We start from the raw sequence: 16,313 nt of genomic DNA on the forward strand, positions 1-16,313 counted from the left end.
TCTCAAGGCACACGGGGATGCCCTTCACCCGGCTACCGCCCCTTTCTCACCGTCATTGGGAGAGGGCGCGGGGCGCCGCGCCAGATCCCGATCTCCGCGCCTGAAGAGAGGCCGCTTGCGGCAATCTCGCGCCGTGGTCTAGCCAGCGTTCCGGCAGGCGTCCTGAGCGCTCCACCATTCCGGCAACGCGTCCTCAAACGAGTGGTATTCGGGAGCGAGCGCCCTGTCGTTGATCTCGTCCATACCGCCCACGAGCAGCGCGACGGTCGGCTCGTCGTCGATCGCGCCGATCGAGCTGCCGCATCGGCTGCAGAACGCGCGGCTGGAATAGTCCGAGGAACGAAAGGTGGAAGGTGGTCCGCCCGGACCCACCCAGCGGACGCGGTCACGCGGGTATTCCACCCAGGCAGCCGTAGGCGCTCCGGTGTGCCGGCGGCACATGCCGCATGAGCAGGTGTGAGGCTTTTCGGGGTTTCCCTCGGCCTCGAAGCGGATCCAGCCGCACAGGCAACCGCCGCCGTGAACCTTCAATTGCATCCCCTCGCCCCTCCGCGAATACCGCACGCGATGGCAACTGCTAAGGGGCGCGACACCTGCGCGTCAACAACCCGGCCATTAAAACGAAACGCCCCGGACAAGCCGGGGCGCCAATGGGTATGCCTTGGCAGGTGCGATCAGCCTGCTGCGCGGTGGCTGCCGTGTTCCTGTGCGTAATAGTGCCCGAAGCGATTGGCGAGGAAGCTGTCCAGCGCGATTTCCTCCTGCCGGACGAAGCCCTTCGCCCGCAGCGTGCCGTCGGCCAGCATGTCGAGCACGGCGCATATCGAACCGGCCGTGGTGATCTGGATGGCCGAATGCATGCGCCCGGCAATGACCGCGCTGTAGACCTTGTTGGCGTAGGTCTCCTGGATCAGGCGACCGTCCTTACGGCCGGAGACGGTGACGAAGACGATGACGACATCCTGCGTCGTGGTCGGCAGCGCGTTCTCGAAGATGTCCTTCAACACCTCGCGGCGATGACGAAGGCCGAGATCGTTGAGCAGCGCCTTCATGATCGCGGCGTGCCCCGGGTAGCGGATCGTCTTGTAGTTCAGCGTCCGCACCTTCCCCTTGAGGCTTTCGCAGAGCGTGCCGAGGCCGCCCGACGTATTGAAGGCCTCGTAGGTGACGCCGTCGAGCGAGAATTCCTCGCGCTCCTCCAGCGCCGGAACCTCGATCAGGGCGCCTTCGACGATCGCCTCGCAGGGCTCGATATACTCGTTGATGACGCCGTCCGTGCTCCAGGTCAGGTTGTAGTTCAGCGCGTTCGAGGGGTATTGCGGCAGCGCGCCGACACGCATGCGCACGCTGTCGAGCGTGTCAAAGCGGCTGGCAAGGTCGTTGGCCACGATCGAGATGAAGCCTGGTGCGAGGCCGCATTGCGGGATGAAGGCCGTTTCCGCCTTCTCCGCAATCCGCTTCACCTGCCGGGTCGATTCCACGTCCTCGGTGAGGTCGAGATAATGGATGCCGGCCGAGGCGGCCGCCTCGGCGATTGCGACCGTGAGGTGATAGGGCGCAGCACTCAGGACCGCGAACTTGCCCTTCAGCAGCGCGACGAGTGCTGCCGCGTCGGCGATATCGACGACGGCAGTGGCGACGTCCTTGTGCGCCTCGAAGGCAGCAAGCTGATCTGCGGCACGGTCGGCGACCGTCACCCGGTAGTCGCCGCTGTGTGCCAGAAGGCGTGCAATGGTGGAGCCGATTTTCCCAGCGCCGATGACGACGATATCTTTCATTTTGTTTTTCCCCGCAGGCTGAAATTCATCGTGATTCTGCCGTTGGAAAGTGTCGATTCACAGCTGCAGATCTGGCATATTGAGAAGCAGAAATCGGCGGAATGACGATGGCAATGAGCAATATGACACTAAACGCGAAAGACCGCGAGCTTCTGGCGATCCTCAGCGAGAACGCCCGCGAGCAGACGGCCACCATCGCCCGCAAGCTCGGCCTGTCGCGCACCACCGTGCAGGCCAAGATCGAACGGCTCGAGCGTGAAGGCGTCATCACCGGCTATGGCGTGCGACTGTCCGACGCTTTTGAAAGCGGCATGGTGAAGGCGCATGTGCTGATCACGATCGCGCCGAAGACGCTTTCGCGCATTACCACCGAACTTCACGCGATCGCCGAGGTGAAAGCGCTGCATTCCGTTTCCGGCTCGTTCGACCTGATTGCCATCGTCGCGGCCGCTTCGATCGCCGAACTGGACCATCTGATCGACAGGATCGGCGAGATCGACGGGGTAGAGCGAACTTTGTCGTCGATCATCCTGTCGACTCGGATTCTTCGTTAGCCGACTAAGAAAACCACCTGGGCAGACCTATTTGAGCGTCAGCAGCACGCCCGCCGATGCTATGCCAGGAACCGATCCGGGCGATAGGGCGCAAGATCCACGATCGTCTTCTCGCCGAGCATGGCTTCTGCCAGCGCCCTCCCGGTCACCGGCCCGAGCGTCATGCCGTGATGGGCGTGGCCGAAGGCGAACCACAGACCCGCGTGCCGCGGCGCCTTGCCGATGACCGGCATCATGTCCGGCGTGCAGGGCCTAGCACCCATCCACGGCTCTTCGTCGCGCCGTTCGGCGAGCGGGAAGAATTCCCGCGCCACCCGCTCCGCCCGGCGAAGCTGTACCGGCGTCTTGCGGGCGTCTCGCTTGGCGAATTCCGCCCCCGTCGTCAGCCGGATGCCGCGGCTCATCGGCGCGAGGAAATAGCCGCGCTCGGAATCGAGCACCCAGTTGTTGAGCTTCGCCCCCTCGGCCGCGCCATAGTGCATGTGGTAGCCGCGCTTGACCGCCAGGGGAAAATGATAGCCGAACTTGCGTGTCACCGTGTCGGCCCAGGGACCGAGCGCAACGACGACGTCGGTGGCCTCCAGCGGTCCTTCGGGCGTCGCCACACGCCAGCCCTCGCCTTCGAGCACGTGCTCGATGGTCGCGGCATCACCCGCCATGAGAACGCCGCCAAGAGACTGGAAATAGGCCACATAGGCCTTCATCAGCCCGCCGGGATCGAGGATCGACCAGGGATCGGTCCAGCGCAGGCCGCCCGTCAGCTCGGCGCGGATGTGCGGCTCGATTTGCCGCATTTCCGCGCCGGTGAATTTCTGGTGGTTGACGCCGAACTTGGCCGAAAGCTGCTCGGCCTCCGCATAGGCTGCGTCACGCGCCTTTTCGGTACGGAAAACCTTCATCCATCCGTCCTTGCGGATCAGCGCTTCCGCGCCGGATGCCTTGATGAGGTCCGCGTGTTCGCTTACCGAGTTTTCAATCAGCGGCGCATAAAGATGGGCGATCCGCTGGTGCTGCGTGAAACCGGAATGCCACCAGTAGCGCAGCAGGAAGGGCACCAGGCCCGGCAGCGCCGACAAATGGTAGTGGGCGTCGATCGTATTGTTCAGCGCGTAGCGGAACAAGGCACCGAAGTCGTGCGGGAAGCCATAGGGGAAGACGCCCTCGCGCTGGATGAGCCCGGCATTGCCGTAGGAGGTCTCCTCCGCCGGTCCCCGCCGGTCGACGAGAACGACCGATTTGCCGCGCCGCGCCAGATGGATTGCCGTCGAAATCCCGACCACCCCTGCGCCAAGTACGATGACATCCGTTTTCATGAGCAGTGCCCCGAATTTCCGCTTTCGTTGCCGCGATCATGCACAGCAGACGCTGGGAGGCAAGGCACGCCGGCAAGAGGGAAGACAGGATGCGAACGACGCCGGTGGCTAGACATGCCGCCGCATGAACGCACCCGCGGCGACCAGCGCCTCACGCCCCGCCTTAAGGCGGGCGTTCCATAACGGCCAGGCGTGAATCATGCGCGGCCAGATCTCCAGCGTGACTGCGACATCCGCCGCACCGGCGGCCTCCGCAAGCCGCGTCGCGTCGGCCAGAAGCGTCTCTGCCGACCCCACCTGGATCAAAAGCGGTGGCAACCCTTTGAGATCGGCATGAAGTGGCGAAACGCGTGGATCGCGGCGGTCGAAACCGGGGCCGAGATAAGCATCGGCAAGTTCCGCCAGATAGCCTGCGTGGATGATCGGATCGACGGAATCCTTGGTCGCAAGCGTCGCGCCCGATAGCGTCATGTCCGTCCAGGGCGAGATAAGCCAGCCGCAGGCCGGCCGCGCGGAGCCCTGGTCGCGCAGGATTGTCAGCAGGGCCAGGGTCATGCCGCCGCCGGCACTGTCGCCCCCGATGACGATGCGACCGGGGGAAAATCCGGCACGTTGCAGGAACCGCCATGCCTTCATGGCGTCGTCGAGGGCCGCCGGAAACCGGGCCTCCGGCGCAAGGCGATAGGCGAGCGCAAGCGTACGCATACCTGCCGCACGTCCGGCCTCTGTCACGAGACGCCGGTGGCTTCGGATCGAACCCGAGCAGTAGCCGCCGCCGTGAAAGAAGAGAAGGATCCGCGAGGCGTCGCTTCCCGGTGCGATGGACCACTCCGCGGCGATGCCGTCGATATCGACCGCTTCCAGCGTGATATCATCCGCCACAGGCCAGACGGAGCCGATTTCGTCAAGGCGTTGCCGTCGCGCGGCCCAGCCGACGGGTCGCTCCTTGGAGGCGAGCAGTTCGCGAATGGCTTCGATTTCGCTTTGATCATCCATGTCGGCACCCTCCGGAAACGGTATCCTGCAGGACGCAGAGCGCAACTTTCCCACCGAAAGGCGACACGGGCAACCGCAGCCGAATTCTGCTATTGCCGGGCCAGTCGCAGCAGGTTCTCGATCGCGGCCCGCTCGAACCCCCCGATCCCCTCGCAAATATCGGCATTGATCGCCTCGGCGACCGCATCCGCGTCGCGCTTGCGCAAAGCGGCAATCGCCTCCTGATGGCGATCGACAAAATAGAGCAGCGCGACGTGCTCCATCGCGATCCCCAGGAAAGGACCGAGTTGCAGCCAGACGCTTTCCACCATCGGCATGATGATCTGGTCGGGATTGGCGGTATAGAGCGTGCGGTGGAATTCCTGGTTCAGCAGCAGCGCGGTCGCATTGTCCTTGCGAGCGATCGCCTCGTCCTGCGCCGTATCGATCTCCACGAGCCGGTCGATCTGCCGCTCGGTGATATGGGCGACCGCGCGTCGGGCGGCATGCTTCTCCAGCACGGCGCGCAGCGCGATCAGTTCGCCGAAGCGCTCGGCCGTCATCTTCGGCACCATGATGCGGCGGTTGTCCAGCACCTTCAGCGCCCCTTCGGAGGACAGTCTCCGCAGCGCTTCGCGCACCGGCGTGGGACTGCTTTCCATCGCCTCCGCGATGCCGCGGATGGTCAGCGATTCGCCCGGACGGATCGAACCGACCATGATCGCCTGACGCAGGCGCCGATGGGCGTATTCGTGGGTCGTCATCCCGTCCGGCCGCGCCAGCGGCTCCAGTATTAGTGCTCCCAAGGTCCCCTCCTGAGCAGCCCGAGGCGTATCCGGCGCAAGGACAGCGCCCGTCATGTCCCGGTCTTACCAGCTTGACCGAAAACAAGTAAGTGTGCATATTTTGGAAATGTGATCACAAAAATCAATATGTGATATCGGAAAAATACAGTCGCTTTCAGCAAGAAGATTTGGGGGGTTCATGTCCGAAACCGAAGACAACGCCTGGCTTGTAAACGCGGAATCGGTGGAGAGCATCCAGGCGGTCGTCTGCGACCTGAATGGCATCCTTCGCGGCAAGCGCGTTCCGGTCGGACAGGCGAAAAAGATCCTCGAGGGCGGCATCCGCATGCCGCTCTCGATCGTCGGCGTCGACATCTGGGGAGAGGACATCGTCGGCTCCTCGCATGTCTTTGCCAGCGGCGACATGGACGGCATCTGCAGCCCCACAGGCCGCGGCGCGCTGCCGGTCAACTGGACGCTGAAGCCGAGCGCGGTGGTGCCGTTGTGGCTGTTCAAGGAGACGGGTGAGCCCTTTCTGGCCGACCCGCGCCAGGCGCTTGCCCATATCGTGCGGCAATACCACGAGCTGGGACTTCGCCCGGTCGTCGCCTCGGAGATGGAATTCTACCTGATCGATTCCGAGCCGGACCACGCCGAGCCGCCGATCTCGCCCTACACCGGCAAGCGCCTCGATTCCGATGCGATCCTTTCGATCGACGAACTCGACGATTTCGGCCAGTTCTTCTCCGACGTCTATGCCGAATGCGAACGCCAGAACGTGCCGGCCGATTCGGCGGTGGCGGAAAACGGCATCGGCCAGTTCGAGATCAACCTCATGCACACCGACGATCCGCTGAAGGCGGCGGACGATGCCCTGTTCTTCAAGCGCATCATCAAGGGGGTTGCACGCAAGCACGGCTTTGCCGCCACCTTCATGGCCAAGCCTTACGGCATGCGCTCCGGCAGCGGCATGCACGTGCATTTCAGCCTGGTCGACGAGGCCGGCAACAACGTCTTCGACGACGGAACGGCGGAAGGCTCCGATATCATGCGCCACGCCGTGGCGGGCCTGACACGCGGCATGGCCGAATCCACGCTCCTGTTCGCCCCGCACTTCAACTCCTATCGCAGGCTTCGGCCCGACACCCACGCGCCGACCTCGGTCACCTGGGGCTACGAAAACCGCACGGCCGCGATCCGCATCCCCGGCGGCAAGCCGTCGTCCCGCCGCATCGAACACCGCGTGGCCGGCGCCGATGCCAACCCCTATCTGGTCATGGCCGGCATTCTCGGCGCCGCCCTGGTCGGCATCCGCAACAAATGGGAACCGCCAACGCCGGTCGCCGGCCGCGCCTACCAGACCAAGGCACCGCGCATCCCGAGCGAATGGGGCTCCGCGGTCACTGCCTTCGAGAACGGGGCGATCGTTTCCGAGATCTTCGACCAGGAACTGCGCTCTATGCTGATCGCCTGCAAGCGGCAGGAGATCGCCGGCTTCTCCGAGCAGGTGACCGACTTCGAATTCAGCGCCTATCTGGAAATCGTCTGATGACCAAGAACGACCGATCCTATGCCGGCGACGGCAGCTATCCCGGCAGCTACTATGCCGCTTCCCGAAACATCGACCGCCCGCCCCGTATTCTGGAGGGAGACGTGCGGGCGGACGTCGCCGTTCTCGGCGCCGGCTATTCCGGCATGTCGACGGCGATCCATCTCGCCGAACTCGGCTACAAGGTCGTCGTCGTCGAGGGCGCAGGCGTCGGCTGGGGCGCTTCGGGACGGAACGGCGGCCAGGTCGTGAACGGCCTGAACGCCAGCCTCGACACGATCAGGCGCCGCTACGGCGAGGCGGCCGGCGCCTTTGTCGGCAGCCTCGTTCAGGAAGGCGGCAAGATCATCCGCCGCATCGTCAGCCAGTACGGCATCGAATGCGATCTGAAGCCGGGCAACATCTATGCCGCCTACACGGCAGCGCATATGAAGGAGCTAGAGTACAAGAAAGCGCTCTGGAAGAGCTACGGCATGGATGACCACGAGCTTCTCGACAAGGAAGCCATCCGCAAGCTCGTCAACACCGACGCCTATGTCGGCGGCATGCTCGATACGACCGGCGGCCACATGCACCCGCTCAATCTCGTCCTTGGCGAGGCCGCCGCGCTCGAAACGCTCGGAGGCATTGTCTACGAACAATCGCCAGTGACCAAGGTCGAGCACGGGGCGGAAAAGCCAGTGCTGCACACGGCTAGGGGACGGGTGACGGCCAATGTCGCCGTCCTCTGCGGCAATGCCTATCTCGGCGACGTGGTGCCCAAGCTCGTCTCACGCGTCATGCCGGTCTCCACCCAGATGATCGCGACCGAGCCGCTCGGTGCCGAGCGGGCCGACGCGCTGATTCCGAGCGACATGTGCGTGGAAGATGTGCGCTACATCCTCGACTACTTCCGCCTTTCGGCCGACAAGCGGATGATTTTCGGCGGCGGCACGGTCTATGGCGGCACCGATCCGGCCGATGTGCGCGCCAAGCTGAAGCCCAACCTCGAGAAGGTCTTCCCCTCCTTGAAGGACGTGAACATCGACTATGCGTGGAGCGGAAACTTTGCGCTTTCCTTCTCGCGCGTGCCGCAGATGGGCAAGATCGGCAGGAACACTTACTTCGCCCACGGCTATAGTGGCCACGGCGTCACCGGCTCCCATCTCTTCGGCAAGATCCTGAGTGAAGCCATTCATGGCGACGTCAGCCGGTTCAGCCAGTTCGAAAAGCTGCCCTGGATCCCGTTCCCCGGCGGACGCATGTTCCGCGCCCAGTATTCGACGGTCGGCTCGTGGTGGTACCAGTTCAAGGACGCCTTCGGTCTCTGAGCACGTCGCCGCCCGAAACGGTACGGCTGGAAAACGGGAGAGGCCGGCGGATCGCTCCGCCGGCCTCTCCTTTTGTCTTCGCAGGATGGGCAATCAGCCCATGCGTTCGGACTTGTAGGATCCCGGGCTTGCCGGGAAGACGATGGTCTTGTTGCCGTTCATGAACACGCGGTGGTGGATATGGGCATGCACGGCGCGGGCGAGAACCTGGCTCTCCACGTCGCGGCCGATCGACACATAGTCCTCCGCGCTCTGAGCATGGGTGATGCGGGCCACGTCCTGCTCGATGATCGGACCCTCGTCGAGATCCTCGGTGACGTAATGGGCCGTCGCCCCGATCAGCTTCACGCCGCGCTCGAAGGCCTGCTTGTAGGGGTTGGCGCCCTTGAACGACGGCAGGAACGAGTGGTGGATGTTGATGATCCGGCCCGACATCTTCTTGCAGACCGCGTCGGAAAGCACCTGCATGTAGCGGGCGAGCACGATCAGCTCGGCGCCCGACTGCTCGACCACTTCCATCAGCCGCGCCTCGGCCTGCGGCTTGTTCTCCTTCGTCACCTTGATGTGGTGGAAGGGGATGTCATGGTTGACGATGACCTTCTGGTAGTCGAAATGGTTGGAGACGACGCCGACGATGTCGATCGGCAGCGCGCCGATCTTCCAGCGGTAAAGCAGGTCGTTGAGGCAATGGCCGAAACGCGACACCATGAGCATCACCTTCATGCGCTCCTCGCTGTCGTGGAATTGCCAGGTCATGGCAAACTTCTTGGCGACCGGCACGAAGCCTTCGATGAGGTCGGCCTCGGTGGCCCCCTCCTGGCTGATGAAGGTCAGCCGCATGAAGAACAGCCCTGTTTCGAGGTCGTCGAATTGCGAGCTGTCGACGATGTTGCACCCCTTGTCGGCAAGATAGGTCGTGATCGCGGCGACGATGCCGCGGGTCGATACGCAAGATACGGTCAGTACATAGCTCTTCATCGGTTCCACTCTCGCTGTCGATATGCCCGCAGCTCCCCGCTGCGGCCGGATCGGGTGCCTGGCTCCCATTCGCGCGGCCGGCGTCGATATCTCAACCGCCAGCCTCTTTTGCAAGGCCCGTGTGTCAGCGAAGCTATGTCGAGCCAAAAAAGCGGGCGCACCGGTTCGCGACATCGAATGAAAGGAAAGAGGCAAGCACTGGCAAGACGGCCCGCGTTCTGCGACAAGACCCTCGTTTCCGGCGGCATACGAGCCCCCGGCAGTGACTTTTGCATCGAAGGAGGCGCCTCGCCGTGTTCACGCTCAAAGCCGTCTCGACTTTTGAACAGGACATCAAGAAGAGCCGCTTCCTCGCCGCGGCCGGCCCGATCGATAGCGAACAGGCGGCAAGGGACTTCATCGCAGCGCACGCGCACGCCGATGCCAACCACAACTGCTTCGCCTGGCGGCTGGGACAGGTCTATCGCTTCAGCGACGACGGCGAGCCGAGCGGCACCGGCGGCAAGCCGATCCTGCAGGCCATCGACGGGCAGGCGCTCGATGGCGTCGCAGTCGTGGTCACCCGCTGGTTCGGCGGCATCCTTCTTGGCAGCGGCGGCTTGATCCGCGCCTATGGCGGCACGGCAGCGCTTTGCCTGCGGGCGATGGAGAAAGTGGAACTCGTCGCGCGCATCGAAGCCAGAATCACCTGCGTCTTCGCCGATCTCGCGCTGGTAAAGGCGCGCCTTGCGGCACTCGGCGACGTGCGCGTCGACAGCGAGACCTTCCTCGCCACCGGCGCCGAACTCGTCGTGGCACTGCCTGAAGCGCAAGTCGACGACATTGTGCGGATGCTGATTGACATCACCGCCGGAAGGACCACCGTGGCATTGCAGGCTTGATCGTTGAGGCCAGGAGAAATATGAAGCCCGGCCCGCGCCATCGGCTTTTCTGACTGCGGGCGACACGCAATGCATCGAAGTTTGCGCTGATGCATATGGCCGTTTGCGCGCAAAAGAGCGTTAATGTCACAACGTCGGCGTTCCGGCGGCACAGGCATTGAAGGAATTGAGGCCAGTCATGGCGGATACCGACCGAGAGACGAAACGCCCCGATCCCGACGCGCTCCTGGCACTGGCCGACAGCGAACGACGCGGCAAGCTGACGATCTTTCTCGGTGCCGCCCCCGGCGTCGGCAAGACCTTCGCCATGCTCGCCAGGGCCCAGCAGGCCAGGGCAGAGGGCGCGGAAGTGCTCGTCGGCCTGGTCGAGACCCATGGCCGCATGGAAACGCAAAACCTTTTGTCCGGCCTTCAGGTGCTGCCGCGCCGCCAGGTCGAGTATAAGGGCTACGTCCTCGAAGAATTCGACCTCGATGCGGCGCTCGCTCTGAAGCCGCAAACGATCATCGTCGACGAGCTGGCCCACAGCAACCCGGAAGACAGCCGCCATCCCAAGCGCTATCAGGATATAGAGGAGCTTATCGACGCCGGCATCGACGTCTGGACGGCGATGAACATCCAGCACCTCGAAAGTCTTTCGGACGTGGTGGCACAGATCACCGGCACGCCCGTTCGCGAGCGGGTTCCCGACGGCGTCCTCAACCGTGCAGACGAGGTGATCCTCGTCGATCTCCCCCCTGCGGATCTGATCAAGCGGCTGAACGAAGGCAAGGTCTACGTTCCCGAAAGTGCCGCGCGCGCGATCGAGAACTTCTTCCGGGTCGGAAACCTGACTGCGCTGCGCGAGTTGGCGCTACGCCGCACCGCCGAGCGCATCGACGACCAGGTGGTCAACTATCTCAAGCAGAACGCGATCGAAGGCGCCTGGGCCGCATCCGAACGCCTGCTGGTCTGCATCGGCCCGGACCAGCTATCCGAGAAGGTGGTTCGCACCGCGAGCCGGCTGGCGACGGGCCTCAACGCCTCCTGGACCGTCGTCTGCATAGAACGCGCCGACAGGGACACCGGAGACAGCGAAGCCGTCCGGCGCCTGGACGCAAACTTCAGGCTCGCCGAACAGCTCGGCGCCGACACCCGTCGCATCATCGGCACGGACTTCGTCGCCGAAATCCTCAAATTCGCACGCCGCGAACACGTGACCCAGATCGTCATCGGCGCGCATGACCAGCCGCTCTGGAAGCTGTTCGTACGCCGGTCGCTGGCGGATTCGCTCGTAAAGGAGGCGGGCGGGGTCGCCGTGCATCTCGTCACGGCTGATCAGGATGAAACGCCGAGGAAGAGCAACAAGGCCCCTGCGACCTTCAGCCCCCGCTCGCTGGCCCGTCCCTTCGGCATCGCCTTCGCCACGGTCGGCGCGGCCACCCTCGTCGGTCGTGCCATCACCGCAATGATCGAACTGCCCAACCTCGGTCTGTTGTTTCTGATGGCGGTCCTGGTGGCCGCCGCGCTGGAAGGCTATGCCGCTGCCTTCGCCGCCGCGTTCCTGTCGCTGTTTGCCTACAACTATTTCTTCATCGACCCGCTGCATACGCTGGCCGTCGCCAAGCCGCATGCCATCTTCGCGCTCGTCGTCTTTCTCGCAGCAGCCGTGCTGGCCGGCAGCCTCGCTGCGCGCATCCGCGACCAGGCCAAGGCTGCCTATGGGCGGGCGGCTGCGATGCAGGCGCTCTATGATTTTTCGCGCAAGCTTTCCGGCACGCTCAAGACCGACGACGTGCTTTGGGCATCGGTGTCGCAACTGCAGGCAAGCCTGAAGCGCAACGCCGTATTGCTGCTGCCCGAAGGCGCGGAACTGAACCTGTCGGCCGCGTGGCCGCCGGACACCGAGCTTGGGGTTTCCGACATGGCGGCGGCCCGCTGGGCGCTCGACAAGCAGGAGATGGCAGGCCACGGCACAGCCACGCTGCCCAACAGCACCTTCCAGTTCCGCCCGCTCACAAGCCCGCAGGGGCCGGTCGGCGTTTGCGGCATCGGCATGACCGAAGGTGACCTCGACATCAACGAGGAGCGCACGCTGGCTGCGATCCTCGACCAGACGACCGTCGCGATCGACCGCTCGTGCCTGTCGCGCAAGAGCCTCGAGCAGGCGGCGCGGCTGGAGGGCGAGCGCTTCCGCACGGCAATGCTGTCCTCCATCACCCACGACCTCAGGACGCCCGTCGCGGCAATTGCCAGCGCGGTCAGGATCCTGAAGGACCGCGGCGGCGAGATTGCCCCGGACGAGCGCCGGGCGGTGGTCGAGACGCTGGAGACAGAAAGCGACCGGCTTGGCCGTTTCGCCGGCAACCTTGCCGACATGACCCGCATCGAGACCGGAACGCTGAGCCCGAGGCGCGACCCGGTAGACGTCGACGAGGTGGTGCGCACGGCGGTCGAACGCGCGCGCAAGCTTTTCCCCGGCCAGGCATTCGAGGCCAGTATCGCGCCAGGCCTGCCAAGGATGACCGGCGACGCGGGGCTGCTGTCGCAGACGCTCGCCAACCTGCTGGACAACGCCAGGCGCTACGGGGCCGACGAACCGATCAGCGTCTATGCGCGCAAGGAAGGCAACGAGATCGTGATCTCGGTCACGGACCAGGGCAAGGGTATCAAGCCTGTCGATCTCGATCGCGTGTTCGAGAAGTTCTATCGCCGCGGCCATGTCGACGGTCGGCCGGTGGGTTCCGGCCTCGGCCTGCCGATCTCAAAGGGTTTCACCGAGGCGATGGGCGGACACATAAAGGCGGAAAGTCCGGCAATGAAGCGCCGCGGCACGCGGATCACGCTGCGCTTTCCGGCCCTCGTTCCCGAAAGTGAATCTTCATAAGCCGGCTAATAACTTCGATGTGACGACTGGATTCACGTGAAGCAAATGCGGTCGTCACGTATCCTCCGGCACATCATTTCCGGCCTCGCGGTCGTTGCTGCGGTCAACGTCCTTTCCGGCTATGACCGCCGTCTCGCGACGAAACGCGGCAGGGCTTTTGGATGTCCACTTGCGAAACGCCCGGTGAAAGGCGCTAGGCTCGGAAAATCCGAGTTGCGTCGCGATCTCGCCGACCCCGAGCGAGCCGGTCTGCAGCATTTCGATCGCCAGGTCGCGACGGATCTCGTCCTTGATGCCCGCATAGGACTGCCCCTCCGCCTGCAGGCGGTGCCGCAAGGTCGAGGGCGACATGCGCATCTGCGAAGCGAGATCGTCGAACCCTTTCCAGGCGGCGGGGGCCACCTGCCGCAGCCGCCGGCGCACGCTGGCGGACAATCCGGCGTCATAGCGGTAGCGCACGAGAATGTTTGCAGGCGCGCCGCGCAGAAATTGCTTCAGGGCCTGCTCGTTGCGTGCAATCGGCAACTTCAGCACGCTGGCATCGAAGGCGAGGCGGCTTACGGGCTGCGAAAATCGTACAGGAGCGCCGAAAAAGAGCCGATAGTCGGTGGCCTGCCGAGGCTCGGCACAGCGAAAGTCGACTGAGCGAATAGGGACGCGCCGCCCGACGAGCCAGCAGGCGATGCCGTGCAGCAGGATCCAGTAGGTGCGATAGGCGAAGGCGGAGCGCGGGCCCTCGCGATCCGAAAGCGTGACCTGCGCGAGCCCCTCGGCGACGTCCAGCCGACCCGCCGGATCCTCCAGCACCAAGTCGAGGAAGCGCAATGCGCGCCGCAGCGCCTTCTCCAGCGTTCCGGCGTGCAGGACGCAATGGCAGAGCAGGGTGAAGCTGCCGCGCCGCATCGGCCGGCCACCCATGCCGAAGAATTCGTCGTCCACCTCGGCCGCGATCGCAAGCCACAGCCGCCCGTAGCTTTCCGCCGAAACCGCCGTGTCGATCCGCGCCGGCAGCCCCGCGGCGGCGAGCACCGGCTCCACCGCCCGGCCATGCCTCCGCAGACAGTCGAGCGCTTCCTCCACGAAGGAAGGCGATATCATCCGCCGGCCGGTTTCCGTCATCGTCATGACGGCAAGCATATGGTAAAATCGGCCGAAAAATCGAGATACTTCGGTCATCGCTTGCAATATCGTGCCGGAATAGGATTCGGCCGGACCGTCGGATCAGATCTTTCGACGGCGTGTGCAGGGCTGGGAGGACTGCATGGCACAAGGCGACCCTTTCGCGGATCTCGTCGGCATCGTGGGAGCGGTGCTATGCTGATCGGCGGCAAATCCTTCATCGTCACCGGCGGCGGCTCCGGCCTAGGCGCTGCCGTCGCCCGAATGCTGGCGCACGAGGGCGCCAGCGTCGCGATCGCTGACGTCGACGTCCAGGCCGGCACAGCAGTGGCAACCGAACTCGGCGATGCTGCGATCTTCGTGCGAACCGACGTGACCGAGGAACGGGACGCGCAGGCCGCCGTCGATGCAGCACTTGCCCGGTTCGGCCACCTGCACGGGCTGGTCAACTGCGCCGGTATCGCGCCGGGCGAAAAGGTGATCGGCCGCGACGGCCCGCACCGACTGGAGAGCTTCGCCCGCACCATCGCCATCAACCTCACCGGCACCTTCAACATGACCCGCCTCGCCGCCACCGCGATCGCAGAAGAAGCTCCTGGCGAAGACGGCGAGCGTGGCGTCATCGTCAACACCGCCTCGGTCGCAGCCTTCGACGGCCAGATCGGCCAGGCGGCCTATGCCGCCTCGAAGGGCGGCGTAGCCGCCATGACGCTGCCGATTGCCCGCGAACTTGCGAGATACGGCATCCGCGTCGTTTCGATCGCGCCCGGCATCTTCGAGACGCCGATGATGGCCGGCATGCCGCAGGAGGTGCAGGAGGCGCTGGGAAAGAGCGTTCCCTTCCCCGCACGCCTCGGCCGGCCGCCGGAATTTGCCGCGCTGGTGCGCCACATCTGCGAGAATGCGATGCTCAACGGCGAGATCATCCGCCTCGACGGCGCGCTGCGAATGGCGCCGCGCTGACGCCGGCCGGCACGTCGTCCAAACCAGGTTTCGGGAGGAAATGGCATGGCAATGGAAGACCCGGTCGTCATCGTCGGCATGGCCCGCACCCCGATGGGCGGCTTTCAGGGGGACCTGAAGGACGCGACCGCGCCGCAGCTGGGCGCCAGTGCGATCCGTGCGGCCCTCGACCGCAGCGGCGTGGGGCCCGAGACGATCGACGAGGTCGTCTTCGGCTGCGTGCTTGCGGCCGGCCAGGGCCAGGCGCCGGCAAGGCAGGCGGCGATCGCCGCCGGCCTGCCCTATGCGACGGGCGCAACCACGGTCAACAAGATGTGCGGCTCCGGCATGAAGGCGGTGATGCTGGCGCATGACCTCATCGCCGCCGGCAGCGCCTCGGTCGCCGTCGCCGGCGGCATGGAAAGCATGACCAACGCGCCCTATCTGCTCGAGCGAGCCCGCAGCGGCTATCGCCTCGGGCATGGCCGGATCGTCGACCACATGTTCCTCGACGGGCTGGAGGATGCCTATGACAGGGGCCGCCTGATGGGAACGTTCGCAGAAGACTGCGCCGAGGCCTACCAGTTCACCCGTCCCGCGCAGGACGACTATGCCGTGACCTCGCTGACGCGCGCGCAGGCCGCGATCGAGAAAGGCGCCTTCGACGCCGAGATCGTGCCGGTGACGGTGAAGAACGGCCGGGGCGAACAGGTCGTCGGCCGCGACGAGCAGCCGGGCAAGGCCCGCCTCGACAAGATCCCGACGCTGAAGCCCGCCTTCCGCGAGAACGGAACGGTGACGGCGGCCAATTCCTCCTCGATCTCCGATGGCGCCGCGGCACTCGTCCTGATGCGCCGCTCGCAGGCCGAGCGCGAGGGCATCGACCCGCTCGCCACCATCATCGGCCACGCCACCCATGCGCAGGCACCAAACCTCTTCGCCACTGCGCCGATCGGAGCGCTTCGCAAGTTGAGCGAGCGCACCGGCTGGAACCTGAAGGACGTCGACCTGTTCGAGGTCAACGAGGCCTTCGCCGTCGTCGCCATGGCGGCGATGCGCGACCTCGACCTGCCGCACGACAAGGTCAACGTCCATGGCGGCGCCTGCGCGCTCGGCCACCCGATCGGTGCGTCGGGCGCCCGCGTCCTCGTCACCCTGCTCTCGGCGCTGGAGCGCTACGGCATGACGCGCGGCATGGCGACGCTCTGTATCGGCGGCGGCGAAGCGACGGCACTCGCCGTCGAACTGCACTGAAGGCTGAAC

The 16,313-nt window shown here is 64.9% G+C and carries 14 protein-coding genes; 7 read left to right on the forward strand and 7 right to left on the reverse strand.

Annotated elements, in window-relative coordinates; genetic code table 11:
- Positions 1-138: 138 nt before the first annotated feature.
- Complete coding sequence (locus HV823_RS01600) at positions 139-537, reverse strand: GFA family protein (protein WP_176947994.1); 399 nt, start codon at positions 535-537, stop codon at positions 139-141.
- Between the two features lie 137 nt (positions 538-674).
- Complete coding sequence (locus HV823_RS01605) at positions 675-1,778, reverse strand: saccharopine dehydrogenase family protein (protein WP_176947995.1); 1,104 nt, start codon at positions 1,776-1,778, stop codon at positions 675-677.
- Positions 1,779-1,900: 122 nt separating this feature from the next.
- On the opposite strand from HV823_RS01605, the gene HV823_RS01610 reads away from it, so the two are divergent.
- Positions 1,901-2,332 carry an Lrp/AsnC family transcriptional regulator gene (locus HV823_RS01610; protein ID WP_176948177.1) on the forward strand — a complete coding sequence of 144 codons (432 nt, stop codon included), beginning with the start codon at positions 1,901-1,903 and terminating at the stop codon, positions 2,330-2,332.
- Positions 2,333-2,391: 59 nt separating this feature from the next.
- Here the strand turns inward: HV823_RS01610 and HV823_RS01615 are convergent, their stop codons facing one another.
- From HV823_RS01615 to HV823_RS01625, 3 genes are all read right to left on the reverse strand, one after another.
- Positions 2,392-3,645 carry an NAD(P)/FAD-dependent oxidoreductase gene (locus HV823_RS01615; RefSeq protein ID WP_176947996.1) on the reverse strand — a complete coding sequence of 418 codons (1,254 nt, stop codon included), beginning with the start codon at positions 3,643-3,645 and terminating at the stop codon, positions 2,392-2,394.
- A 108-nt stretch (positions 3,646-3,753) separates the two neighbouring features.
- Positions 3,754-4,641 carry an alpha/beta hydrolase gene (locus HV823_RS01620; RefSeq protein WP_176947997.1) on the reverse strand — a complete coding sequence of 296 codons (888 nt, stop codon included), beginning with the start codon at positions 4,639-4,641 and terminating at the stop codon, positions 3,754-3,756.
- Positions 4,642-4,730: 89 nt separating this feature from the next.
- Positions 4,731-5,384 (reverse strand): GntR family transcriptional regulator, encoded by a 654-nt coding sequence (locus HV823_RS01625; RefSeq protein ID WP_425487626.1) that lies wholly within the window; start codon positions 5,382-5,384, stop codon positions 4,731-4,733.
- Positions 5,385-5,604: 220 nt separating this feature from the next.
- Here HV823_RS01625 and HV823_RS01630 point away from each other — a divergent pair, with 220 nt between their 5' ends.
- Together HV823_RS01630 and HV823_RS01635 are read left to right on the forward strand one after the other, a co-directional pair.
- The gene (locus HV823_RS01630) at positions 5,605-6,954 is read left to right on the forward strand and encodes a glutamine synthetase family protein (protein ID WP_176947999.1); all 1,350 of its coding nucleotides are present in this window, start codon (positions 5,605-5,607) and stop codon (positions 6,952-6,954) included.
- The gene (locus HV823_RS01635; RefSeq protein WP_425487621.1) at positions 6,954-8,264 is read left to right on the forward strand and encodes an NAD(P)/FAD-dependent oxidoreductase; all 1,311 of its coding nucleotides are present in this window, start codon (positions 6,954-6,956) and stop codon (positions 8,262-8,264) included. The genes HV823_RS01630 and HV823_RS01635 overlap by 1 nt, the downstream gene beginning before the upstream one ends.
- 93 nt (positions 8,265-8,357) lie before the next feature.
- Here HV823_RS01635 and purU read toward each other — a convergent pair whose 3' ends face one another.
- Positions 8,358-9,242: a formyltetrahydrofolate deformylase gene (gene purU, locus HV823_RS01640; RefSeq protein ID WP_176948000.1), complete on the reverse strand. Its 885-nt coding sequence runs from the start codon at positions 9,240-9,242 to the stop codon at positions 8,358-8,360.
- Between the two features lie 293 nt (positions 9,243-9,535).
- Here purU and HV823_RS01645 point away from each other — a divergent pair, with 293 nt between their 5' ends.
- Positions 9,536-10,123, forward strand: coding sequence for a YigZ family protein (locus HV823_RS01645; protein WP_176948001.1), 588 nt, complete (start codon positions 9,536-9,538; stop codon positions 10,121-10,123).
- Positions 10,124-10,301: 178 nt separating this feature from the next.
- Complete coding sequence (locus tag HV823_RS01650; protein WP_176948002.1) at positions 10,302-12,989, forward strand: sensor histidine kinase; 2,688 nt, start codon at positions 10,302-10,304, stop codon at positions 12,987-12,989.
- A gap of 54 nt (positions 12,990-13,043) precedes the next feature.
- Here the strand turns inward: HV823_RS01650 and HV823_RS01655 are convergent, their stop codons facing one another.
- Positions 13,044-14,165, reverse strand: a complete 1,122-nt coding sequence (locus HV823_RS01655) for an AraC family transcriptional regulator (protein WP_246300645.1) — start codon at positions 14,163-14,165, stop codon at positions 13,044-13,046.
- Between the two features lie 138 nt (positions 14,166-14,303).
- On the opposite strand from HV823_RS01655, the gene HV823_RS01660 reads away from it, so the two are divergent.
- On the forward strand, positions 14,304-15,071 hold the full coding sequence (locus HV823_RS01660; protein WP_176948003.1) for a 3-hydroxyacyl-CoA dehydrogenase: 768 nt from the start codon (positions 14,304-14,306) through the stop codon (positions 15,069-15,071).
- Positions 15,072-15,116: 45 nt separating this feature from the next.
- Complete coding sequence (locus tag HV823_RS01665; protein WP_176948004.1) at positions 15,117-16,304, forward strand: acetyl-CoA C-acyltransferase; 1,188 nt, start codon at positions 15,117-15,119, stop codon at positions 16,302-16,304.
- Positions 16,305-16,313 lie beyond the last annotated feature (9 nt).

This window comes from Mycoplana rhizolycopersici, assembly GCF_013378445.1.
Classification (GTDB): Bacteria; Pseudomonadota; Alphaproteobacteria; order Rhizobiales; family Rhizobiaceae; genus Mycoplana; species Mycoplana rhizolycopersici.